General features: G+C 67.0%; 16 protein-coding genes. 5 read left to right on the plus strand and 11 right to left on the minus strand.

Features of this window, described 5'->3' with window-relative positions:
• Nucleotides 1–77: 77 nt before the first annotated feature.
• A complete protein-coding gene (locus tag CWC60_RS07660; protein WP_206419818.1) occupies nucleotides 78–1733 on the plus strand; it encodes an FMN-binding glutamate synthase family protein in 1656 nt (551 codons plus the stop codon).
• Nucleotides 1734–1736: 3 nt separating this feature from the next.
• On the opposite strand, the gene CWC60_RS07665 is transcribed toward CWC60_RS07660, so the two are convergent.
• On the minus strand, nucleotides 1737–2642 hold the full coding sequence (locus tag CWC60_RS07665) for a transcriptional regulator GcvA (RefSeq protein WP_164516424.1): 906 nt from the start codon (nucleotides 2640–2642) through the stop codon (nucleotides 1737–1739).
• 145 nt (nucleotides 2643–2787) lie between these two features.
• On the opposite strand from CWC60_RS07665, the gene CWC60_RS07670 reads away from it, so the two are divergent.
• On the plus strand, nucleotides 2788–3015 hold the full coding sequence (locus tag CWC60_RS07670) for a DUF1127 domain-containing protein (RefSeq protein WP_109793388.1): 228 nt from the start codon (nucleotides 2788–2790) through the stop codon (nucleotides 3013–3015).
• A gap of 6 nt (nucleotides 3016–3021) precedes the next feature.
• Here CWC60_RS07670 and trmFO read toward each other — a convergent pair whose 3' ends face one another.
• Nucleotides 3022–4389, minus strand: a complete 1368-nt coding sequence (gene trmFO, locus CWC60_RS07675) for a methylenetetrahydrofolate--tRNA-(uracil(54)-C(5))-methyltransferase (FADH(2)-oxidizing) TrmFO (protein ID WP_109793389.1) — start codon at nucleotides 4387–4389, stop codon at nucleotides 3022–3024.
• Between the two features lie 95 nt (nucleotides 4390–4484).
• Between trmFO and CWC60_RS07680 the strand changes: the two genes are divergently transcribed.
• Nucleotides 4485–5426: an AEC family transporter gene (locus CWC60_RS07680; RefSeq protein WP_109793390.1), complete on the plus strand. Its 942-nt coding sequence runs from the start codon at nucleotides 4485–4487 to the stop codon at nucleotides 5424–5426.
• Here CWC60_RS07680 and CWC60_RS07685 read toward each other — a convergent pair.
• Nucleotides 5416–8049 carry an NHL repeat-containing protein gene (locus CWC60_RS07685; RefSeq protein ID WP_109793391.1) on the minus strand — a complete coding sequence of 878 codons (2634 nt, stop codon included), beginning with the start codon at nucleotides 8047–8049 and terminating at the stop codon, nucleotides 5416–5418. The genes CWC60_RS07680 and CWC60_RS07685 overlap by 11 nt on opposite strands.
• Before the next feature lie 150 nt (nucleotides 8050–8199).
• Here CWC60_RS07685 and CWC60_RS07690 point away from each other — a divergent pair, with 150 nt between their 5' ends.
• Nucleotides 8200–8646, plus strand: a complete 447-nt coding sequence (locus tag CWC60_RS07690) for a flagellar basal body-associated FliL family protein (protein WP_109793392.1) — start codon at nucleotides 8200–8202, stop codon at nucleotides 8644–8646.
• A 1-nt stretch (nucleotide 8647) separates the two neighbouring features.
• On the opposite strand, the gene CWC60_RS07695 is transcribed toward CWC60_RS07690, so the two are convergent.
• Genes CWC60_RS07695 through nthA form a run of 3 tightly spaced genes read right to left on the minus strand, consistent with a single transcriptional unit; the run spans nucleotide 8648 to nucleotide 10283 of the window.
• Nucleotides 8648–8998 (minus strand): nitrile hydratase accessory protein, encoded by a 351-nt coding sequence (locus CWC60_RS07695; RefSeq protein WP_109793393.1) that lies wholly within the window; start codon nucleotides 8996–8998, stop codon nucleotides 8648–8650.
• Nucleotides 8995–9657, minus strand: a complete 663-nt coding sequence (nthB, locus tag CWC60_RS07700) for a nitrile hydratase subunit beta (RefSeq protein ID WP_109793394.1) — start codon at nucleotides 9655–9657, stop codon at nucleotides 8995–8997. The genes CWC60_RS07695 and nthB overlap by 4 nt, the downstream gene beginning before the upstream one ends.
• The gene (nthA, locus tag CWC60_RS07705; protein WP_109793395.1) at nucleotides 9654–10283 is read right to left on the minus strand and encodes a nitrile hydratase subunit alpha; all 630 of its coding nucleotides are present in this window, start codon (nucleotides 10281–10283) and stop codon (nucleotides 9654–9656) included. The genes nthB and nthA overlap by 4 nt, the downstream gene beginning before the upstream one ends.
• A gap of 124 nt (nucleotides 10284–10407) precedes the next feature.
• On the opposite strand from nthA, the gene CWC60_RS07710 reads away from it, so the two are divergent.
• Nucleotides 10408–10995, plus strand: a complete 588-nt coding sequence (locus tag CWC60_RS07710; protein ID WP_109793396.1) for a phosphatidylserine decarboxylase — start codon at nucleotides 10408–10410, stop codon at nucleotides 10993–10995.
• A 4-nt stretch (nucleotides 10996–10999) separates the two neighbouring features.
• Here the strand turns inward: CWC60_RS07710 and CWC60_RS07715 are convergent, their stop codons facing one another.
• The 5 genes from CWC60_RS07715 to CWC60_RS07735 are packed head-to-tail and all read right to left on the minus strand — an operon-like array spanning nucleotide 11000 to nucleotide 16058.
• Nucleotides 11000–11389: a type II toxin-antitoxin system death-on-curing family toxin gene (locus tag CWC60_RS07715; RefSeq protein WP_109793397.1), complete on the minus strand. Its 390-nt coding sequence runs from the start codon at nucleotides 11387–11389 to the stop codon at nucleotides 11000–11002.
• The gene (locus CWC60_RS07720; protein ID WP_109793398.1) at nucleotides 11386–11610 is read right to left on the minus strand and encodes an AbrB/MazE/SpoVT family DNA-binding domain-containing protein; all 225 of its coding nucleotides are present in this window, start codon (nucleotides 11608–11610) and stop codon (nucleotides 11386–11388) included. The genes CWC60_RS07715 and CWC60_RS07720 overlap by 4 nt, the downstream gene beginning before the upstream one ends.
• A gap of 60 nt (nucleotides 11611–11670) precedes the next feature.
• Entirely contained in the window at nucleotides 11671–13269 is a 1599-nt protein-coding gene (locus tag CWC60_RS07725) for an acyl-CoA carboxylase subunit beta (RefSeq protein WP_109793430.1), read from the minus strand.
• On the minus strand, nucleotides 13262–14944 hold the full coding sequence (locus tag CWC60_RS07730; protein WP_164516278.1) for an N-acyl-D-amino-acid deacylase family protein: 1683 nt from the start codon (nucleotides 14942–14944) through the stop codon (nucleotides 13262–13264). Before CWC60_RS07730 ends, CWC60_RS07725 begins: the two co-directional genes overlap by 8 nt.
• A 10-nt stretch (nucleotides 14945–14954) precedes the next feature.
• Entirely contained in the window at nucleotides 14955–16058 is a 1104-nt protein-coding gene (locus CWC60_RS07735; protein WP_109792016.1) for an amidohydrolase family protein, read from the minus strand.
• Between the last annotated feature and the right edge of the window lie 20 nt (nucleotides 16059–16078).

The raw sequence follows: 16078 nt of genomic DNA on the forward strand, positions 1-16078 counted from the left end.
GATCCGCCGCATGGGGTCCGGCGCCGCGGCCCTCAAATGGCATGTCATGCCGCCCGTCGTTGTGTGCAGGAGGCCGCATGAACCGTGACGTTCTGAAACGCTACAGCCTGTTCATCGCCGGCCTGGTTTTTACCGCCCTGTTTGCGGTGCTGGGCTGGCTCGTAAGTCCGTGGTTCCTGACCGGGCTGGTCGTCGCTGCGCCACTCGCTGCGCTGGGCGTGCGCGACTGGCGACAGACGCGCTGGACGCTGACACGGAACTATCCCGTTGCGGCGCGCATCCGCTGGCTGGCGTTGAGCCTCCGGCCCTATCTCAGGGCCTACATCGTCGAAGGAGACCGGGAAGGGAAACCCTTCGACATGCGCGCGCGAAACCTGATCCACGCCCGGGCGCGCGGCTTCAACGACACCATTCCCTTCGGGACCGAACTGGACACGGCCTCGGGGGAATATGAATGGCTCGGTCATTCCATGGAGCCGGCAAACGACCCCGACCGGAACCCTCGCATCGATATAGGTGGTCCACAATGTGGGCGCCCCTACAACGCCTCCGTCTTCAACATCTCGGCGATGAGCTTCGGTTCCCTTTCGGGGAACGCCATCGAGGCGCTGAACCTGGGCGCGGCGAAGGGCGGCTTCTATCACGACACCGGGGAAGGCGGCATAAGCCCCTATCACCTCAGGCACGGCGGCGACCTGGTCTGGGAGCTGGGCACAGGCTATTTCGGCTGCCATGACGGCGAAGGGAATTTCGACCCGGGAGCGTTCGCCGAGAAGGCGCGGATGGACCAGGTGAGGATGGTCGAGATCAAGCTCAGCCAGGGCGCCAAGCCCGGCCATGGCGGCATGTTGCCCGGGGCCAAGGTCACCGAGGAGATCGCGGAGACGCGCAGCGTGCCGGTTGGTGAAACGGTGATCTCGCCAAACAGCCACCCGGCCTTCTCGACCCCGGTGGAACTGCTGGAGTTCGCGGCCCGCCTGCGTGAGCTCTCCGGCGGCAAGCCCGTTGGCGTCAAGCTCTGCGTCGGCCAGATCCACGAAGTTCTGGCGGTGATGAAGGCGATGCTGAAGACCGGCATCCTGCTGGATTTCATCGTCGTCGACGGTGGCGAGGGCGGTACCGGCGCCGCACCCAAGGAGCTTTCGGACCGGGTGGGCATGCCGCTCACCGACGGGCTGGTGACCGTGCGCAACGCACTGGTCGGCACGGGCCTGCGCGACGAAGTCAGCCTCGCCGCCAGCGGCAAGGTGTTTTCCGGCGCGGGGCTGGCGCGCAACTTCACCATCGGCGCGGACTGGTGCAATGCCGCCCGCGCCTTCATGTTCTCCATCGGCTGCATCCAGGCGCAACGCTGCCATCTGGATACCTGTCCGACGGGCGTCACGACGCAGGACAAGGGCCGTCAGCGCGGCCTCGTCGTCGATGTCCAGGGTCCGCGAGCGGCGCGGTTCCACGCCAAGACCGTGGAGGCGTTGACCGAGATCCTGGGCGCCGCCGGCCTGACCCATCCGCGCGAACTGAAGCCGCATCACCTGGTCCACCGCATCGGCGAGAGCGACGCCGCCTCGATCGATCAGGTCCACGACTTCCTGGCGCTGAATGCGCTGCTCGACGCGCCGGAGGAGACGATCTACGCCGACTGGTGGGAGGCCGCCTCGGCGGACAGCTTCAGGGCGCAGATTCCGCTGGATCCGCAGGGTTCCCGCGCGCCGATGAAGGCGGCCGCCGACTGACTGCTATTCCGCGGCCTCGGCCAGCAGCCAGTTGCGGAAGGCGCTGATCCGCGGCTGGTCGGACTTCTCTGGCGTGGTGACGAACCAGTACGACATGGTCAGTGGCTGCTCGGTCTCGAACAGCGGCACCAGCCGCCCGTCGGCGATGTCCTGGGCCGCGATGGAACGGCGCGCCAGCACGATGCCGACACCATCGATCGCCGCCTGCAGGGCGTGGTCGGCGAAGGAGAAATGCGGTCCCCGGCGCCAGTCCACGATCTCGTCCACGCCGGCAGCGGTCAGCCAGGCTTGCCAGTCCGGCGTCATCGGGTCGAAGCGCAGCGAATCGTCATGCACCAGCGGCAGGCGCGCCAGGTCCGCGGGTGTCCTGATCGGTCCTTCCTGCTCCAGCAAAGCCGGGCTCGCCGCAGGCAGGATGGTGTCGTCCAGAATCTTCCAGACCTTCTGGCCCGGATAGATGCCGCGGCCGAAGCGGATGGAACAGTCGATGTGATCGCGGCGGAAATCCGCCATCTCCACGCTCGCCGAGATTCTGACGTCGTAGTCGGGATAGGCGCGGTTGAAACGGTCGAGGCGCGGGATCAGCCACTTCACGGCAAAGGACGGCACCGTCGAGACGGCGATGACATTGGTGTCGTCCGGCCCTTCGATCGCCGAAAGCGCCTCCACCATCTGGTCGAAGGCGGCCGACAGGCCGGGCAGCAGCCGCCGGCCCCGGTCGGTCAGTTCGACGGAGCGGTTCAGGCGCGCGAACAGCTCCACGCCCAGATGGTCTTCCAGGGTGCGGACCTGGTGACCGACGGCGGCGGGCGTCACCGCCAGCTCTTCCGCCGCGGCCTTGAAACTTTCGTGGCGGGCTGCGGCCTCGAAGGCGCGCAGCGCGTTGAGCGGCGGCAGGCGTCTCTTCATCGGTCCCTGATATACTATTGGTATGTCGAGCGTGGAGAATATGTCGTTTGCTGCGCTGCGGTAAAGCACCATTTCACCGTTCAACGGAGATCAGATCGATTTCCACCCGGGCAAAAAAGCCTTTGCCGAACGAAGGAGTTGAACGATGACTGTCCAGAGCTACGACATCCGCCATGGTGACGCCGGCTTCTTCGCCCGTCTGGGCGAGCGCGTCGCTGCTGTCGTCGAACGCATCGGCGATTTCTATGCCGAGGAAGGCCGCCTCCGCCAGCTCATGGCGCTGGACGACCGCACCCTGAAGGACATCGGCCTCAGCCGTGCTGAACTCACTTCCGTCGCCCGCCACCCGCTCGACAAGACGCGGACCCGCTGACGCCTGCTACTCGGCGGCGATCGTCTCGCCGCCGAGCCAGCCGGCCAGGGCAGCCAGTGCCCGGTCGGAATAGGCCTTGCGCTTCCGCCGTTGCTTGTCGCGGCCCCGGAAACGCTCGCCGAGTTCCGGGAAGAGGCCGAAATTCACGTTCATCGGCTGGAAGGTCCGCGCGTCGGCGCCGCCGGTGATGTGGCTGTGCAGGGCTCCCATGGCCGTCTCCGCAGGTGGCGGGTCGATCAATTCGCCCCGGGCCTCGGCGGCGGCCAGCCGTCCGGCCAGCAGGCCGATCGCGGCGCTTTCCACATAGCCCTCGACGCCGGTGATCTGGCCGGCGAAGCGCAGGCGCGGTTCGGCCTTCAGGCGCAGTTGCGGGTCCAGCAGGCGCGGGCTGTTGATGAAGGTGTTGCGGTGCAGACCGCCGAAGCGCGCGAACTGCGCGTTTTCCAGCCCCGGGATCATCCGGAAGACCCGGCCCTGCTCGCCGTATTTCAGCTTCGTCTGGAAGCCGACGATGTTGTAGAGCGTGCCCAGCGCGTTGTCCTGGCGCAGCTGGACGACCGCGTGAGGCGACTCGCCGGTGCGCGGGTCCGTCAGCCCGACCGGCTTCATCGGGCCGAAGCGCAGCGTCTCCCGCCCGCGTGCCGCCATGACCTCGATCGGCAGGCAGCCCTCGAAATAGGGCGTCGATTTCTCCCAGTCGCGGAATTCGGTCTTGTCTCCCTCCAATATCGCATCGAGGAAGGCGTTGTACTGTTCTTCGTTCAGTGGACAGTTGACGTAGTCGGCGGTGCCGCCCCCCGGACCGGGCTTGTCGTAGCGCGACTGGAGCCAGACGATGTCGAAGTCGATGGACTCGCGGGTCACGATGGGCGCGATGGCGTCGAAGAAGGCCAGCGCGCCCTCGTCGGTGAGCGAAAGGATCGCCTCGCTGAGCGCCGGCGAGGTCAGCGGCCCGGTCGCGATGATGACGCTGCGCCATTCGGCCGGCGGCAGGCCGGGCACTTCGCCGCGCTCTATCGTCACCAGCGGCTCCGCCTCGATGGCCGCCTGCACGGCGCCGGAGAAACCGTCGCGGTCGACCGCCAGCGCGCCGCCCGCGGGCAGCTTGTGACGGTCCGCGGCAGTCATGATCAGGGAATTGGCGCGCCGCATCTCCTCGTGCAGCAGTCCGACGGCGTTCTGTTCGGCGTCGTCGGAGCGGAAGGAATTGGAGCACACGAGCTCGGCCAGGCCATCGGTCTGGTGGGCGTCGGTTCGGCGCTCCGGGCGCATCTCGTGCAGCACGACGGGCCAGCCGGCGCGCGCGATCTGCCAGGCCGCCTCGGAGCCGGCCAGGCCACCGCCGACGACGTGGATGGGGTCACGATCTGTCATGCGACCCGAAATAGTGCGAAGCCGCCCGCCGCACAAGCGAATGACAGGGCCGCCGCGCGCGCTATAACGCTGAGACGCAAGAGGGGAGGGGCCGCATGGGCGCCGTCATCGAGATCGTCCTGCCGGTCTTCGCGCTGATCGCGATCGGCTACGCGCTGGGCCGTTCGCCGTTGCTGGCGGGAGAGGCCGGTATCAAGGCGCTGACCAATTTCGTCTTCTACGCCGCCATTCCGGCGCTGCTGTTCCGGCTGTTCGGCCGCGGCCTGCCCGAGCAGGGGATCGAATGGTCGATCGTGCTGGGCTATTTCGCCGCCGTGCTGACGCTGTTCGCGCTGACCATGGCCATGGGCCGCTTTGTCTTCGCCAACGGCAAGCCGGAACTCGGTCTGGCGGGCATGTCGGCGGTCTTCTCCAACACCGTGCTGATGGGCATTCCGCTGATCTACACCGCCTTCGGCGAGGCGGGGATGCTGCCACTGCTCATGATCGTCACCTTCCATCCGATGATCCTGATCCCGCTGGCGACGCTGCTGGTCGAGGCGCTGCGCGGCGAGGGCGGGGTAAATCCGGGCCGCATCCTGCTCAACGCGTTCCGCAGCCTGGCGGTCCATCCGGTCATCCTGGGCATGGTCGCCGGCATCGCCTTCGGCTTCACCGGCTGGACTCTGCCGTCGGTTCTCGACCGGCTGATCGACATGCTCTCCGCCGCAGCGACGCCGGCCGCGCTCTGCGCCCTCGGTGCATCGCTGACGCAGTTCTCCCTCGCCGGCGACCTGAAGGAGAGCCTGACCCTGGTGGCGCTGAAGCTGGCGGCGCTGCCGCTGCTGGTGTGGTTCTTCACCGCCATCGTCTTCCAGAACGACCCGCTCTGGGTCGCCGTCGCCACGATCAACGCCGGCATGCCGGCGGGGGTGAACGTCTTCCTGCTGGCGCGCTACTACGGCATCTACACCCAGCGTTCGGCCTCGGCGATCCTGCTCGGCACTGGTCTGTCGCTGTTCACGATCTCGGCGCTGATGGCCATCTTCACCCGCTGAGACGCGCCAGCGCGGCCTCGAAGTTGGCGATCTGCTTCTGGATCTGCGCCGGCGGCCGTTCCAGCAGGGCCTCACGTCGGCGCCTGGCCAGCGGGTCCTCGTTGCTTGCCGTCAGGCTGTCGAATGCCTTCTCGATCTGTTTCAGGGCAAAGCCCATGTGGTCGCGTGCGTCCGCGGCCGCCTCGAAGTCCAGCAGGTTGACGAACTTGCCGAAGCCGAGGGCAAAGACGTCGTCGCGTTCCTTCATCTTCGGCCCGAAGATGTCTGTTTCCTTCAGGCCGAGGCCCGGCAGAGCGTCGAACCCTTCCGAACCGCCACGCAGCGAGATCTTGGAGTCGCTCCGCGCATTGACCCTGAGATATTCGTGATCGCCTTCGCGCTTGACCTCGACCAGGCCGTCGCGGCCGAGCACGCGGTTCATCTGAAAGGCGACCCAGCGGATCGAATCGTCGGCTTCGATATCGATGCGGCGCAAAGGACCGTCGTCCACCGCCATGGAGAAGGACATGCCCGGCCTGACCGCGCTGGTCGAGGTCACGGTCAGAGAACCGATATCGCCGATATTGCCGTGCCCGAGGCCGAGACGGGTCAGGGCGGAATCGCCCTTCTCGTCGATCACGATGGCGTTGGAATCCACGCGGCCGTTGATGCCGGAGTAGGTCTTCGTGGTCTGCGGCGCGCCGTTGGCGTCCATGCGGCTGATGAAGCCGTCGCGGCTGCCGACCAGGTTGTTGCCGTCCAGATTGCCTTCCGTCTCCCCGGTGACGTAGATCTCGCCGGTGGAGGCGATGGCGAGACCGCGGATGCGATCGGCCTCGGCAGTGCCCAGATAGGCGCCGAAATCCATGGTTCCGCTGGCTTCGTCGAGCCGGGCAACGAAGCCGTCGGCGCCGCCCGAATGGGTCAGCCGGCCGTCGGTTCCCGCACCGGTGAAGGTGCTGTCCGTGGTGTCGCCGGCGACGAAGATCTTGCCGGCCCCGTCCACTTCGATGGCGGAGATGCGGGTGGTCTCGCCGGCCCCGCCCACAGTGATGGTTTGCGTCGGCCCGGCGGCGAGGTCGTTGACGTCATAGACGTTGACGACGCCCTGGCCGTCGTCGTTGACGGCGACATAGGCGAGGCCGTCGGCGACCCGCACGGCGCTGGCCGTCTCGCTGCCGGCATCGCCGAACTGGATCTGGTCCAGGACGGAACCGTTGCCGGCCGACAGCCGCTGGAGATAGGCGTCCTGCCCGCCCTGGTGAGTCTGGCCGGAAAGGGCGCCGGCGCTGGCGCCTGCCACGACGACATTGCCGTCGGCGTCGAAGTCGACCGCGAAGGCTGCGTCGACCGCCTGCGGGCCGGTGTGGCGGGTCCATTGCGCTTCGCCGCCCGAGTCGTAGAGGGTCACGAAGCTGTTGATGCCGTTGTCGGGGGAGGCTTCGGTCAGGGGCTTGTTGGCGCGGCCTGAAATGGCGACCGAGCCATCGTCGGAGACGGCCAGGCCATAGCCTTCGGCGGTGTCTGTCGAGCCGACGAGCCGCCGCCAGACCTCGTTGCCGGCGGCGTCATAGCGGGTCAGGAAGACGTCCTTCTCGCCGCCGACGACCTGGCCGCCGATGTCGCCGGAGGTGGTGCCCAGCACGAACAGCTCGCCATTGGGACCGAGGGCGGACGCCGCGATCCGGGAGACGCCGTCCTCGACCTCGGTCTTGGCGTCGAAAGCCTGGGTCATGGTGCCGTCGAGGTCGGTGAACTTGCGCACGCTGCCCTTGGCGAACTCGCCATTGCCCGATGTGCCCGCAACATAGACCGCTGCGTCGCCGTCGACCGGGGTCAGCACGACCTCCTCCAGGATGGAGCGCGTGACCTTCAGGCCGAATTTTCCTTCCCCATCGCCATAGGTGAAGAACCGCGTCGTCACCCCGGCGGCTTCCAGTTGCGTATTGATGTGCTCGGAGATGTTGCCGAGCGTCTTCGAGGCGCCGATGTCCGCCAGGTCGATGGCGATGTCGAAGACGGAGCCGTCGCTCTTGGTGACGTTGATGTTGAAGCGCGTATTCGTATCCAGGCCCGGAACGGCGTCGCCGACGCTGCCCATCAGCCGCCGGCCCTCGTACTCCGAGGAGGATCGGGGAATGCGCGCGTCCGTCTCTGCCTTGGTCTCGAGCGGCCCGGCGATGAGCTTCACGCCCGAGAGCTGGGCCTTGCCGACGAAATCGAAGATCTCGCTCTCGTAGCGCTCGAACTGCTTCTGGAGTTGGCCGCGCACCAGATCGGCGCGCTTGTCCTCGGCGGCGAAGGCCGCCAGGGCCTGCATCTTCTTCATCCCCTTCCACATCCGGAAGAGGTTCTCCTGGGTCTTGGTCAGGTCGGAACGCAGACCCTCCCCGGTGCCTGCGAACAGGTTGTTCCGCGACAGGTGTTCCCCCAGTTCGTCGGGCAGATCGAGCAGTCCCGTTGGCTTGTCCCATGGCGCGATGACGTCCGGGCCGCGGCTGCTGGCGGCAGTCGGCGCGACGCCGCGCGCGACCGCGTTCTGCGCCAGCTTGGCGTTGAACGCGCCCTGCAGCAGGGAGCTGTCGATCGAGAACAGCGTGATCGTCCGCGTCTGACTGTCGTTTCCGCCGAATATGCCGACCATGGCCCTTTTCCGGGAGGGAGTTCTCCACCTGTCATTGGGCGCGGCGAGCGCTTAAGGATCGATTAACGCAGGCCGGTTCAGCAGCTGTTAACGGCTTCCGGGCTACACTTTTCCGATGAACCTGAAACAGCCGGATCTCGGGCGGAAACGATGAAGAAACTGGTCATTTTCGGTGCGCTCGGCCTGCTGCTGGCCGGCGGCGGCGGCGCGGCCTTCATGATGATGTCGGGCGGCGAGTCGCCGGCCCAGGCGGAGACGGCGGCCATCACGCCGCCTTCCGAGCCCATCTACCTGCGCATGGAGGGCCTGACGGCGCCGATCATCCGGGCGAACCGAATCCGCCACTACATCTTCCTGAACGTGACCATGGAGATGGCGAGCAGCACCGCGCGCGACGAGGCCATGACGCTGAAGCCGCGATTGCATGACGCCTTCCTGCGGGAGTTCTACGGCCGCTCGGTGACCGACAAGGACGGCTCAGGCCGCATCGACTTCGAATCGGTGAAGAACCGCCTGATCAAGCAGGCCAACGAGGTACTGGGCGAAGGGCAGGTGATCGACGTGCTGGTCACGCGCGCCATGCGCGGCGCGGGTTAGGTCAGCCGCGCTTCAGCTCCACCGGCCGCCCGTGGGGCGTCGTGAGATAGGCCCGCCGCCAGGCGTCCTTGCGTTCGTCCAGCTGCGCTGCGCCGGCGAGTCCCTTTTCGGCGCAGAGCCGCTCCAGCGCCGCCAGCCAGTGCCGGTAATAGGTGTCGCCGAGGTCGGCATCGCCGCCAGTCCTGGCGCGGTCGATTTCCGCCGACAGCGTCGCCGCCCATTCCGCCCATGTGAAATGACCCTGCTCATGCAGCCGCACGGTAAGCGCGAAGGCCTCTGCCTCCCAGGGCTCGGCGAAGACGGGGCCGTCTGCGTCGCTGGGCAGTCCGGGCAGGTCCGCGGGCGTGCTCATGCCGTCTCCAGGTGCGGTTCCCAGAGGTCCACCATGATCGCGCCGCCGAAGGCGTCCGGCCCCCAGATTTCCTTCGCATCGAAGCGGACGGTGTAGAGATGCTCGCCCCGGCGTTCGCCATGGGCGTTGGCGTCGGCGAAGACATGGCCGCCATGGTGCAGGACGATCTCGCCGACATGACCGCGGACGTAGCGGGGTGAGCGGGTGTGGCCCGCCGGATTGATGTTCAGCGCCCGTACCCTGTCGCCCACCGCGAATGCGGCGGGCCGGCCGGCATCCAGCGTCGCGGGGCCGCCCTTGTCGAAGACCCGGTCCACGGTGCCGGCCTTCAGGAGGCGGTACTCGTCCGGCGCCACCTTCCGCTCCGGGCGGCCGCTGGCCAGTTCCGTGTCCGTGATCAGGCCCTTCTCGACCATCTGCCGGCCGACGGCGTCGAGCCATTTCTCGTAGTAACCGGCGCGGAGATAGTCGGCGGGGTTCATGCGCTCGCGGGCGTGACGGGCTTCGTCGATCGACCACTCGCCCAGGAACCCGGCGGCAAGCGTCAGGGCGAAGACGCGCCGCTCCCAGGGTTCGTGGAACAGGGGTTCCTCCGCCTCCGGCTCCGGCGCGATGGGCCCGAAGCCCTGCATCCCGCCCATGTCGTGGACGCCGTTCATCGCCCGGTCTCCGGGCTTTGCGCCTTCTCGACGCCGATCATGGAGTTCCGCGTGACCAGCTTCTCAAGCTCGTCTGTCCCCCAGCCCTCGGTGCCGGCGGGGCGTTCGGGGATGACGAGATAGCGGACTTCCGAAGTCGAATCCCAGACGTCGATCTCGACGTCGTCGGCCAGTTCCGTTCCGAACTCGGCCAGCACGCCGCGGGGATCGATCACGGCGCGGCTGCGGTAGGGCGAGGACTTGTACCAGGCCGGCGGCAGGCCTAGCACCGGCCACGGATAGCAGGAGCAGAGCGTGCAGACGACGAGGTTGTGGCGCTTCGGGCCGTTCCAGACGGCGACCATGTGTTCGCCCTGGCGGCCGGTGAAGCCCAGCGAGGAAATCGCCGCCGTGGCGTCGTCCCGCAGGGCGTCGGCGAAATCCGGATCGGTCCAGGCGCGGGCGACGACCTTCGCGCCATTGCGCGGTCCGACGCGGTGCTCGTAGCGCTCGATGATTTCCTCCAGCGCCTGCGGGTCGACCAGTCCCTTCTCGACCAGCAGCGATTCCAGCGCCTTCGTGCGCAGCGCCAGATCGTGCGGCGGTACGGTATGGTCGTCGTCGTGGTGGTGGCCGTCATGCGCCATGGTCGCCTCCCCATCGGACCTGATCGGGACCAGCTTGCCATGCGGCGCGGCCGCTGTCAGCGTCCCGGTCGGCTACCCGGACAAGTTATACTGGCGGCCTTGCAAGGTTTGAGGGAGCAGCGCGATGGACATTCTCGACCTCTGGCCAAGGCTGCGGCGCGACTGGCGCGGTCCGGCCGCCGCACTTGCCGGCGCTGCGTTGGTGCTGGTTTTCGCCGCCCCGGGGCTGGGTTTCCTGCTGGTGGTCTTGCTGGCCGGCGCGCTGGCCATGGGGCGCGATCCGGTGCGCGCTGCGCCAGACAATCCTTCGGCGGTGCTCGCGCCCGTGGACGGGCGGGTGACGTCGGTGGAGCGCGCGGCGCCACCGACGTCCATGGGATTTGGCGAGGATGTCCGGCTTTGCGTGACCGTGGCGAGGGGCCCGCTGGATTCGGCGGCGCTGCGCCAGCCGGCGGCGGGGGCGGTCCGCCGTGCGGGCGAATTCGGCTGCGTCATCTCCGACGAGGGAGCGGCGGATGTCGGCCTGCTGCTGGCGCCGGCGCAGTGGTCCATGCTGACGCGGCTCCGCACCGGGCGCGTGGGCGCGGCGGGCGACAGCCTGGGCGCGATGGGCCCGCTGGGACAGGTGAAGATCTATCTGGATCCCGGCGTCGAAATCGCGGTCCGCCGCGGCCAGACCGTCATCGCCGGCGAGACGGCCCTGACGCGGTAGGTGGCTATGCTTCCTTCCGTATCCGCGCCTGCAGCCATGCGCGGAACTCGTCTTCCGTCAATGAACCTTCCGCGACCTGAAGCATGGTCACGACGCAATCCGCATCCTCCGCGTCCAGCACGTAACCATTGAGCGCCAGAAGCAGTTCCCCTGCTACCAGGGCCGTGCGCTTGTTGCCGTCGAGAAATGGGTGATTCCTAGCGATTCCATAGACATAACCTGCCGCCAGCCTTGACGGGTCTGCGTCGCCATAGGCCTCGATCTGTCGCGGTCGGGCGAGCGCCGATTCCAGAAGCGCCGTGTCCCTGACACCCGTGATACCGCCATGTTCGTCAAGCTGTTCGGCGAGAATGGCGAGAATGACTTCCTTCTCCAGCCACTCCCAGTTGCTCATTTGGCCAGTTCGCGAAGAGCCGCACGGCGGCGCTTCATGATCTGGCGCGCCAGTTCGATCTGCTTCTGGGTCTTTTCGTCGTAGTTCGAAAGCTTGATGCCGTCAGGATCCTCGACGACGAACAACTCGTCGCCCTTCTCGAGCTTGTACTTCGCGAGCAGTTCCTTCGGGATCACGACTCCGACGGACGAACCGATCTGGCGCAGTTTCAGCGTGGTCATGGCGGGCTCCTAGGTTATTACCATTATTATAATAGCCCGAGTCCACCAATTCCAGTTCCTTCACGGCCGCATCCACATCCTCGCCCGGCCCGGCCGGAGGGTCGGCGCGACCATGTTGGTGAACTCGCAGAGCAGCGGCCGCGTCTCGCGGGGATCGACCATTTCCTCGATGGCGAAAGTCTCCGCGGTCCGGAATGGGCTGCGCAGCTTCTCCAGCCGTTCGTTGATCTCAGCCAGCTTGGCGGCCTCGTCCTCGGCCGCGTCCAGCTCGGCGCGGTAGGCCGCCTCGATGCCGCCGGACAGCGGCAGCGAACCCCAGCGGGCCGACAGCCAGGCGAAGCGGTAGTGGAAGCGGCTGGAGGGCGCATGCGCACCGCCGGCGACGCCGAAGGCGCTGCGGACGATCACCGAGCACCAGGGCGTGGTCGTCTGTTCGATGGCGGCCATGGCGCGGACGCCGTGGCGGATGGTAGCGTTGCGCTCGGCTTCCAGTCCAACCTGGAAACCGGGGCAATCGCAGAGATAGACCACCGGCAGGTGGAAGGTCTCCGCCAGGTCCACCATGCGCACGACCTTCTGGCAGGCGTCGGAGGTCCAGACGCCGCCGTAGTGGAACGGGTCGGAAGCCAGCAGGACGACCGGCCAGCCGTCGAAACGGGCCAGTCCGGCGATCACGGAGCGGCCGAACAGCGGCGCGATCTCGAAGAAGCTGTTCTGGTCCGCTACCAGCTCGATGATCTTCCGCATCTTGTAGACCTTGCGGATGTCGCGCGGCACGAGGGAGAACAGCTTCTCCTCGCGGCGGTCGACCGGATCGGCGCATTCGGTCCGCGGCGGCAGCTCGTCGATCGAGTTCGGCATGTAGGACAGGAACTGCCGGGCCTGCTCGAAGGCGTCTTCCTCGTTCTCGGCCGCGTTGTCGACGCCGCCTGCCGGAAGCTGGATCTGCCAGCCGCCAAGTTCCTGCTTGGTCAGGTCCTCGCCGATGCCCTTCACCACCGGCGGACCGGCGACGAACATGGCGGACTGTTCCTTGACCATGACCGAGAAATGGGTCGCGGCCAGCCGAGCGGCGCCCAGCCCCGCGACCGAGCCGAGACCCAGGCCGACGGTCGGGATCTCGCCCATGTTGATCATCAGCTGCTCGGAACCGAAGGACTGGCCCTGTCCGCCGGGCAGGTTGGCGTGGCCCTTGGTCTCGATGGTCTTTACCGAGCCGCCGCCGCCCGAACCCTCGATCAGGCGGATGATCGGGATGCGCAGGTCGCGGGCCATCTCTTCCGGATAGAGCGCCTTCGACTTGTTGGTGGCGTCGGCCGAGCCGCCGCGCACAGTGAAGTCGTCGCCCGAGATCACGACGGGACGGCCGTTTACCTGGCCGCGGCCCATGACCGAGTTGTTGGGCAGCAGATGCACCAGCCGGCCGTTCTCGTCGTACTGGCCGACGCCCGTCAGGCGGCCGATCTCCCGGAAGCTGCCGGGGTCGAGCAGTTTCCCGACGCGCTCCCGAACCGTCAGCCGTCCGCCGGCGTGCTGGCGGGCCACCTTGTCGGGGCCGCCCATGCCGCCGGTCATCTCCTCGCGGAGATGGAGTTCGTCGAGTTCCGGCGTCCAGTCCTTCGGCGCCGGCTTGTTGTCGGGGTTCGTCGTGTCAGGCATGTCCACCACGCAGCAGGTTTCCAGGAAGGGGACCGTTGGGGTCCACGGCGTCGGCATTGTCCTGCCGGATTACGGTGCCGTTGACAATCACCGCGTCGATGCCGTCGGCTTCCGAGATCAGCCGGTCTGCGCCGGCCGGAAAATCCCAGACACGCTGGACGGGTCCGCAGCCGACGGTCTCGGGATCGAAGATCACGATGTCCGCGGGCCGGCCCTCGGCCAGTGTGCCCCGGTCGGTGATGCCGAAGACCTCCGCCGGTCGGCTGGTCAGCATCCGCACGGCCTCCTCGATGGAGAAGACCTTCTTCTCCCGCACCCAGCGGCCGAGCAGATGCGTCGGCAGGCAGGCGTCGCAGAGCTGGCTGGCGTGCGCCCCGGCGTCGGAGAGGCCGATCACCGTGTTGCCGTCCTTCAACAGCGGCTCCACTTCGTCCTCGAAATGGTTCGCCACCGGCATGCGGAAGCGCGCCTCCAGATCGGTCGACAGGGAGATGTCGAGCATGAAATCCGTCGGATGCTTGCCGGCCTGGGCGGCGGCATCCGCCAGGGTCATCTCCGCCAGTTCGGGATGGCCCGGGACGTCGGCGATGATGGTCATGTCGAAGCTGCGCTGGAAGCCGGGACGGATATTGCCCGACAGCTTGTGGCGGAACGCGTCGCGGAAGTCCGCGTCGGCGTAGAGGCGCTTCTTCTCCTCGAAGCTGGCGCCGCGCACCGGCTTGAAGACCGAGACGGGCTCGAAGATGAAGGGCGCCTTCATCTGGATCTCGAACATCAGCGCCCGCGGCGTGACCTGGGGCACGATGTCGAGGCCCTGGTTCTTCAGCTCCCGGGTGCGCTCGAGATGCTCTTCCGCGGTGCCGTCGGCGAGTTGCGTACCCGCCAGCATGGCGGTCCAGGTCACGGGGCGGCCCGTCTGGCGCGCAATCCGCTCGAATTCCGGGATGAACAGCTCGCGGCCGATGGTGGCCTGCAGGATGCCCTTGTCCTTCTCGCCCAGCACGCCGGCCAGCGTCTCGATCTCCTGCATGGAGGCGAGGCGGCTCGGCACGGGCCGTCCGGCGTAGCCCGTATGGGTCACGGCCTTGGAGGTGGCGAAGCCGATGGCGCCGGCGTCCATCGCCTCCTCGACGAGGCGTTTCATTTCAGCCAGCTCGTCGGCGTTGGCCTCGCGCTCCGTCGCTTCCTCGCCCATGACGTAGAGCCGGAGCGGCGTGTGGCCGCAGAAGACGCTGATGTTGATCGCGGTGCCCAGCTTCTCCAGCGCGTCGAGATACTCCGGGAAGCTCTCGAAGCCCCAGTCGCCCAGGCCGCTCGTCAGTGCGGCCACACTCATGCCCTCGACGTTCTCCAGCGTGCGCATGATCAGGTCGCGGTGCTCGCGCCGCGTCGGCGCAACAGCGAAGCCGCAATTGCCCATCACGGCCGTGGTGACGCCGTGCCAGGGCGAGATCGACAGCATCCGGTCCCAGACGACCTGCGCGTCGTAATGGGTGTGGATGTCGACGAAGCCCGGCGCGACGACATGGCCCTTCGCGTCGATGGTGCGCTCGGCGTCCCCGTCCACCTTGCCCATGGCGACGATCCGGCCGTCCTTGACGCCGATATCGCCCTTCCAGCCCTTCGCGCCGGTGCCGTCGACGATGGTTCCGTTGGTGATCTTGAGATCGAGCATCTTCCGCCTCCTACTGGATCGGCAGGTCGTAGAGTTCCCGCACATTGTCGCGCAGGATGCGTTGCTTTTCGTGATCGGACAGATTGACGGTCTGCTCTGCCAGGATCTCCTGCGACCAGGGCCAGGTGGCGTCCGAATGGGGGAAATCGTTGGCCCACATCAGGCGGTCCACGTTCAGCAGATCCTTCATCTGGAAGGCCGACCAGTCGTCCTGAAACGTCAGGTAGATGTGCTCCAGGAAATACTCGGACGGCAGGCGCTGCAGCTCGTCGCACTTCATCCAGTAACGGTGGCGCTTGTAGGCGTGGTCGGCGCGGTACATCCAGTGGGGCGCCCAGCCGGCGTCGGCCTCGACGCAGACGATCTTCAGGTCCGGATGCCGGTCGAAGACGCCGCCGAAGATGAAGGTGCCCAGGATGTCCTGATTGCCGCGGATGATCGACTGGAAGGAGTTGATCCGCGGCCCCCGCGTGCGGCCGGCGGCGGCGTTGCTCGACGTCAGGATGTGGAACGACAGCGGCATCTTCAGGTCGACCGCGGCTTCGTAGAATGGATCGTAGATGGGGTCGTCATAGTCGGCGACCGCCGGCTCGCCCGGCATCATGATGCCGCGGAAGCCGCGCGCCTTCAGGTCCATCAGGTCGGCGATACCTTCGTCTACCGTGCGCATCGCGATCTGGGGCATGCCGAACAGCCGGCCGGGGGCGAAGTCGCAATACTCCTGCAGCCAGATGTTGTAGGCGTCGAAGCAGGCCTTCTTGTAGTCGAAGTCTGGATGATTGCAGAGCATCATGCCGACCGAAGGATAGATGATTTCGCCAAAGATTCCGTCGCGATCCTGGTCGGCCAGCCGCGCCTTGGGATCGTAGCCGCCCGGATGCAGGTCGCCGTAGTTCTGGGTGTTGAAGTTGAGATCCTTCGGATCCCGCCCCGCGGCGGCCACGAGCCCCATCGGGATCGGCTTGTCGAAGCCGGGAATGACGAAGACCTCGCCGAACTTCGGGTCCTTGACGATATGCGGCGCCTTCTCACGCCAGGCCTTGTCGATGCGCGCGGAATAGCAGTCCGGCGGCTCGGTGATGTGAGAATCGGCGGAAATCGGCGTGATGCTCATGGCGCAGTCCTCCCCTTGGA

This window comes from Minwuia thermotolerans (genome assembly GCF_002924445.1).
GTDB classification, from domain to species: domain Bacteria; phylum Pseudomonadota; class Alphaproteobacteria; order Minwuiales; family Minwuiaceae; genus Minwuia; species Minwuia thermotolerans.